The sequence below is a fragment of the Bacteroidales bacterium genome (assembly GCA_013314715.1).
GTDB lineage: Bacteria > Bacteroidota > Bacteroidia > Bacteroidales > GWA2-32-17 > Ch61.
Window position 1 is genome coordinate 1 of the sequence record JABUFC010000078.1, and the last position, 6,303, is coordinate 6,303.

The following is a 6,303-nucleotide window of genomic DNA, read 5'->3' on the forward strand; positions in this document are numbered from 1 at the left end:
AAACTAAATTATATATACCGGGTGTATTAGCTGTTATTGCAGTTGTAGGTGAATTTATATCAGTAAATGTTATACCGCTTATCGGATTCCAATGGGTATTGACATCGGTAGGTTGTTCCGTTGCATTTAGCGTTGCATGCAGACCACAAACACTAATATTAGCACCTGCATTAACATTACAAGCATTACAAGGACCTGGAGCAGTATAATTTACAGTATAACTACATGTTGTAGCATCAGAAAATTGAGCAAATAATGTATGTTGAGCACCATCGGAATTAATACCATTGAGTGTATAACTTAATGGGCTTGTAAAAGGAGCATTAAAAGTTTGACTAACACCACTTTGCTGATCGATAATAGTAAGCGTACCCGTTTGAGGTGGTCCATTAAAAACAATGGTACCTGTAACCGAGTATTGATTAGTTTGAGGATTACAAGCTCCAACTGTATAAGTAATGTTGGTCATATCACAATAAACAATAGCACAATTTGTTGTACCATGATTGGGATCGTTAAGGTTAGATTGTGAAAAATTTATTGTTCCTGGTTGATTTGAATAGTTTGTGATACATAGTAAATAAAATTGTCCATGAATAGCATTAGAAATATGCACAGTTTCATAATATGCGGGGTCATAACTACAATCAACCATATTACCAGACGGGTAAAAATAGGGGTCTGATGTATTATTAGGACAACTTGAACAATTTGCTGTTAGCTGTGCTGTACAAGGAGATACAGGATCATTAAAAGGTCCCCAGCATACAAAGTCTATATCATTACCCGTTGGTGAATTCATATAAATTGTAATGGAACCTGATTGATCAATTTGAAGAAAATACCAAATTGGATTGGGGCGAGTATATAAACATCCATAATTAGGTCCCGACTCCGCCTGAGTATTTGTATTCATAGGGAAAGCATACGACGAATCGGTACAAAAAGGATTTGCCGTATTACAGGTTGTTGCAAATTGACCAAACACATTGGTCGTAAGCAAAAATAACGAACCAATAAAAACAATTTTCTTTATCATAGCTTATCGATTATTTCGTTGAACAAAATTATCTCTTTCAAGTTTTGCATTCATTAATTTGTCTTTTAAATCTGCAACGTTCCCACTAAAAAGTTGAAACGGATAATTATTCGAATACAAACTTTGAATTTTAGATTCCAAATTAAAAACTTTAAAATTATAATAATCTATATGATTGGCATTTCCAATATTTTCAGAGGATTTAAAAGTCTGAGGCGGCATATTTTTAAACGATTCTATTTCATTTTGAGTTAACATATCGTCAATGTATATTTTTTTATTTTTAGGTGTATATATCTCAGATAAATGAAGATTTTTAAAAAATTGTTTAGCTAATTCTACCGTTAGCGGATTAACAAATTCTACCTTATAATAATGATATTTATCTTTATTCCCTTGTTCTACTGACTTTACATTCGACGCCTTCTTTATCATAGCCGGTATTAATATATCCTTATTTTGTTTTTCAACATAAAGAATTAAAGAAGTTGGCTGTTGTTGATAAAATAAAATTTTATCAGAAGGGAACTTTACATAAACGTTAGGGCTACTTTTCTGCGCCATTAACGAAACGTTCAAAAAAACAAAAATGACCATCAAAATTCTCATAACTTTAAAATTTTATTTAAGACCATTTGCATTCATAAATAGTTGCCTAAAGGTACATTTTTTTTCAATTCATCACATTTTTTTAGGAGGACGCTTAAAACCCTTATCAAAAGCCATTTTAAAATATTTTTTTGCCATATCATTATTCCCTTTTGCTTCATAAACAATTCCTATCCAGTAATAAACCTCACCATTAGCAGGATTTTGATCACGAACTTTATCGAAACATTTTAAAGCAAGTTCATATTTTTTTACAGACAAATAAGCAAAACCTTGCTCAAAGAGTGCCTGCAAATAATTGGGTCGTTGTTTATTAAATTGTTCATAATAAATAATGGAAGAATCGTATTGTTTGGCTTGCAAAAAAGCCCAGGCAAGGTTATATAAGTTAATGGTTGAATCTGGATAAAGGCGAATTACTTTTTTAAAACTTAATACTGCTTGATTAAAATCATTCAAATAAGCATGGCAAAAACTTTTATTTACATTGGCAATATAATCGTTAGGTGTCATTTTAAGCACCTTATTATAATCGCTTAATGCTAATATGAAATTTTTATTTTGATAATATGCCCAAGCTCTATTTTTGTAAACTTCTCCTAATGAAGAATCCATTTTCAAGGCTTGAGTATAATATTCAATGGCCTTATTAACATCATTTTTTAACAATGCAATATAACCTAAACTATTATATGGTAAAGGCATCGATGCATCTAACTCAATAGCTTTTTGAATATTTTTCTCTGACTCAATGATATCACCTTTTAATAAATAAATCCAGCCTAAAGTATGATATGCATCGGCATAATAGTTATTTAATTGAATTGCTTTTTGACAAAAAACAATAGCACTATCTAAATTTCTCATTTTATAATCATTAACGTAAAGCAAGGCTTTTTGCAACCAAGCTTTAAAATTGCCGTTATACTTTGCAATAGCGCTATCATATAAAATTTTTGCCCTCTCATTATCGCCCAATTGAGCATAAATTTGACCTTTTGTAACCAAAAACATAGAAATATCTTCGTCTGTCTTAGCTCTTGCTATTCCCCAATCGATGTTTTTCATCGATACATCAACTTTATGTAAACCCAAATTAGCCATAGCTTGATTTAAATATATTTGAACATCATTAGGATTATATTGCAAAGCTTTTCGATAGCAATTATTAGCGTTGTTGAATTGATTTTTTTCAAGATAATAACTCCCTAAATTGATCCATGCAAACGAAGTGGTAGGACTCTTAACTACAACATCTTTAAATAACGTTTCAGTATTTTTCCAAACATCAGTTCTATTATAGGTAATATAAGACAAACATAAAAGAACAACTATAAAAGTGATGCGTTTCCATACATAATTTAAATATAAATCTAATAGAATAGCCACTACCATAAAAAGTCCGCAATAAGCCAAATAAGTATAACGTTCAGCTACAATTAAACGCCCTTCGATAGGAATAAAATGTAAAACCATAGATATATTAAGCATAAAGAAAAGTATGCCAAATAAAAGCCAGTTTTTTAAAGATACTTTAGATTTATAAATAAGAAATATTACCAAAATTAGGATAGGCCATACCCATAAATACCAACCCATTTTTAGCCATAATTCAGCTCCCCCAATGGGCGGATATTGATGAATTGCAATTTGTTCTAAAGGTAAAATAAATTGCTTAATATAAAAAAACATGGCATAACCCGAATATACCAATCTATCTAAAAATGATGCTTGGGTTGCTCCTGTCCAAAACCACAAATGACGTGTATAAAAACCTATGAATAAAACAATTAACAATATACTTACCCCTAATATTGTTTTTTGAACTAAAGATAAAGTAAAATGATAATTTCTTTTTCGAACTAAATATAACAACAACAAAGCTATAGCTAAAATATACCAAGCATGTTTATTCAACGAAAATAATATAAAAACAAATAGGCTTAATTGAAAGATAAAATGCTTTGAGTTTATTTTTTTAGCAATAATAGAATCTAATAAGATTATTGTGAATGGCAACATTAAGCCTTGAACTTTTGAAAAAGCCGATAGCCAAGCCATTAATAGATATAAAACTATATAAATACTACGATGCTCATCCTTCCATTTTAAATACATGTTCATCCCTATCAAGAAAAAGAAGGTAAAAATTAAATCTTTCCATTCCGAAATCCAAGCTACAGATTCAATTCGAAGAGGATGTAAAGCAAAAAGCAAAGTAGTAAATAAAACAACATAGTCATTAAACCTTAACCGTTTAAATAATTGAAATACAAATATAATATTAAAAACATGAAATATGATAGAAACAATATGATAAACACTCGCATTATCAGCAAAAAATTGATAAACAATAGAATATAAAGTTAAAGGAATGAATGTAAAGCGTTCATAAAAAAGATTATGCTTTATATGCTCCCATGATAATATCTTAACATAAACATTGTTCAATACTTGTTTATCATCATCCCAATAAACAAAATCGAAATGAACAATTTTAACATATGCCAATATGGTAGCAAGAATTATTAAACCAAGCCCCCAATAAATATTATTTACTTTCTTCTTCATTCAACATTTCATTGAATAAACATAAATATTGTTGAGCAATCTGATGCCATTGAAAATAAGATTCAATCTTTTTGCGATTACTTTCCAAATGCAAATGTAGTTTTTTATTATGAATTAACTTTTTCATTATCTCCTTCAAATCATTTTCATCATTAAAATACAAAGCATTATTTTCAAGCAAGTACTGGTGAAAATCATTTTTTAAAGCAATAATAGTTGAACAATAAGCCATACTTTCAATTAAAGACGGATTTGTCCCACCTACCGTATAGGCATGCACATAAGCCAAGGCTTTACTGCGATAAAAATTCAAAATAGTATCATCGTATTCATTAAGCCATACTTTAATTTTAGGAGAATTTACTTTAAACTTTTTATTCGTAAAAATCATTAAATAGGCATCTATATCAGCAGCGATAAAAGCTCGGCATATCATTTCTATATTGTTTTCTTTTTCGTTTCGAGCAATAACTAAAAAATAGGGCTTATCGATATGCTTATTATTATTTATAATCACTTCACGCAATTTGCATCCATAAGCTATTTGATGTACTTTTTTTTGATAAGTATCCATAAAATATTGTTCTAAAAATGGATGATCAGTAACTAAATGAGGCATAAGCATTACCGTATTCCGCTCTATGTACTTAATAATATGACGAATTATTGGCCACCATTTAGCCCTTTTCCACTCAAAACCATCCATGTGGACTAAAATTCTATTTTTATATTTTTTAAATCGCCATAAAGCAAAATAAGAACTCACATATCCGCATACTAAAACAACATCATTCCCAGAATTCAATGCTTTTTTTAATGAAACATAATCGTAAATAATATGCCCCAACGGACCTAAAATGCGAGGACATAAAGCTTTTTCAATTTTTACCGATTTCCAATAATTTGAAGTATCTTTACGATAATGAGGATTAAAAACAGTTATCTCATGGTTTGTTGAAAGCTCTTCTGAAAGGTGCTGAGCAAATTGTTCAAAACCTCCATAACGATTAGGAATTCCACGTGTACCAATAATGGCTATTTTCATCTTTTCAAATAATTATGATAAAACCATAAAAAAGGACGAAAAACAAAGTAAAACCCAAACAAATAGTTGGGTAAAGGCAATGATTTCCAATCTTCTAAATTTGTCATGGGCGCATACCAACAATACCATTTATAAATCCAATCTTTTTTTAATAAAGAAAGAAAATATACTCTTTTAACACGCTTTATCCCTTTAAAAGTTAAAAAATTTTCACGGTTTTCAATACTTTTTTGGGCTATTTTATATATTTTCTGTTCAGCTTTATTTAATTTTATTTCTTTATTAACGAATGTTTCAAAATATTTTTGTAACAAGGCAAATGAAACATTCACCATTCGCTCATCACGGAATGTTGAAGTTAACATGTTAAATTCATTCCAATCAATTGAATTATTTCTTATTAACCTATCCATATCCGACAACCAAACCAACTTAAACCAATGGTGCATTGAAGCATGAATCATTAAATAATGCAATAAAACATTGGGATTGTATCGAAACAATCCTTCGTGCTTTTCATTATTTTGTTTACCAAACATTATTCTTGCACCATGGGGCATAAGCTTTTCGGGTACAAACAACTGCCAATGCAGTTCAATCAAGACTTTATTAGTCGAATGATAATAAGAAAAATGATGCAAATGATTTTTCAATTTTTTTAACTGTACCTCATTTAATACAAAATTGGGCTTAACACGTTTGTAGCCTAAAGCTAAAAAAATTTCTTCTGCTGTAACAATATCATTAAAATCGACATATATATCTAAATCTCTAGTAGGTCGCAAAAAAGCATCATTATACAATTGTTTTGATAAAGCAATTCCTTTAAACAAAAATAGGTTTATTTTTTTTTCTAAAGCTAACCTTTCTATTTTCTGCCATTCTGTCCAAAGTAATAAATTTTGTAGCTTAACATTTTTGATCTCATTTTCAATCAATTTTTTGTCTTCGTTACCCAATAAAAATGGATCTTTTTGAAATTTTAAAAAATACCAATGTTGCAAAGAATGATATTTAACAAAAGTGTCAAATTTAATAT

Annotated in this window: 5 protein-coding genes; all 5 read right to left on the reverse strand. The window is 29.4% G+C overall.

Translation table 11 applies throughout. From position 1 onward, the window contains the following. A partial coding sequence (locus HPY79_12070; GenBank protein NSW46540.1) for a hypothetical protein occupies nucleotides 1-1,039 on the reverse strand: 1,039 nt, incomplete at its 3' end. A 3-nt stretch (nucleotides 1,040-1,042) separates the two neighbouring features. Continuing rightward, nucleotides 1,043-1,648, reverse strand: a complete 606-nt coding sequence (locus HPY79_12075) for a hypothetical protein (GenBank protein ID NSW46541.1) — start codon at nucleotides 1,646-1,648, stop codon at nucleotides 1,043-1,045. Nucleotides 1,649-1,720: 72 nt separating this feature from the next. Further along, nucleotides 1,721-4,219, reverse strand: a complete 2,499-nt coding sequence (locus HPY79_12080; protein ID NSW46542.1) for a tetratricopeptide repeat protein — start codon at nucleotides 4,217-4,219, stop codon at nucleotides 1,721-1,723. Next, nucleotides 4,200-5,264 (reverse strand): DUF1972 domain-containing protein, encoded by a 1,065-nt coding sequence (locus HPY79_12085; GenBank protein ID NSW46543.1) that lies wholly within the window; start codon nucleotides 5,262-5,264, stop codon nucleotides 4,200-4,202. The genes HPY79_12080 and HPY79_12085 overlap by 20 nt, the downstream gene beginning before the upstream one ends. Then, nucleotides 5,261-6,303, reverse strand: a 1,043-nt coding sequence (locus HPY79_12090) for a nucleotidyltransferase family protein (protein NSW46544.1), incomplete at its 5' end; no start/stop codon positions are given. The genes HPY79_12085 and HPY79_12090, both read right to left, overlap by 4 nt.

Bases quoted from the DNA above. Each gene is read 5' to 3' on its own strand.
- HPY79_12085 (NSW46543.1), bottom strand. From the start codon at position 5,264: ATGAAAATAGCCATTATTGGTACACGTGGAATTCCTAATCGTTATGGA.
- HPY79_12080 (NSW46542.1), bottom strand. From the start codon at position 4,219: ATGAAGAAGAAAGTAAATAATATTTATTGGGGGCTTGGTTTAATAATT.
- HPY79_12075 (NSW46541.1), bottom strand. From the start codon at position 1,648: ATGAGAATTTTGATGGTCATTTTTGTTTTTTTGAACGTTTCGTTAATG.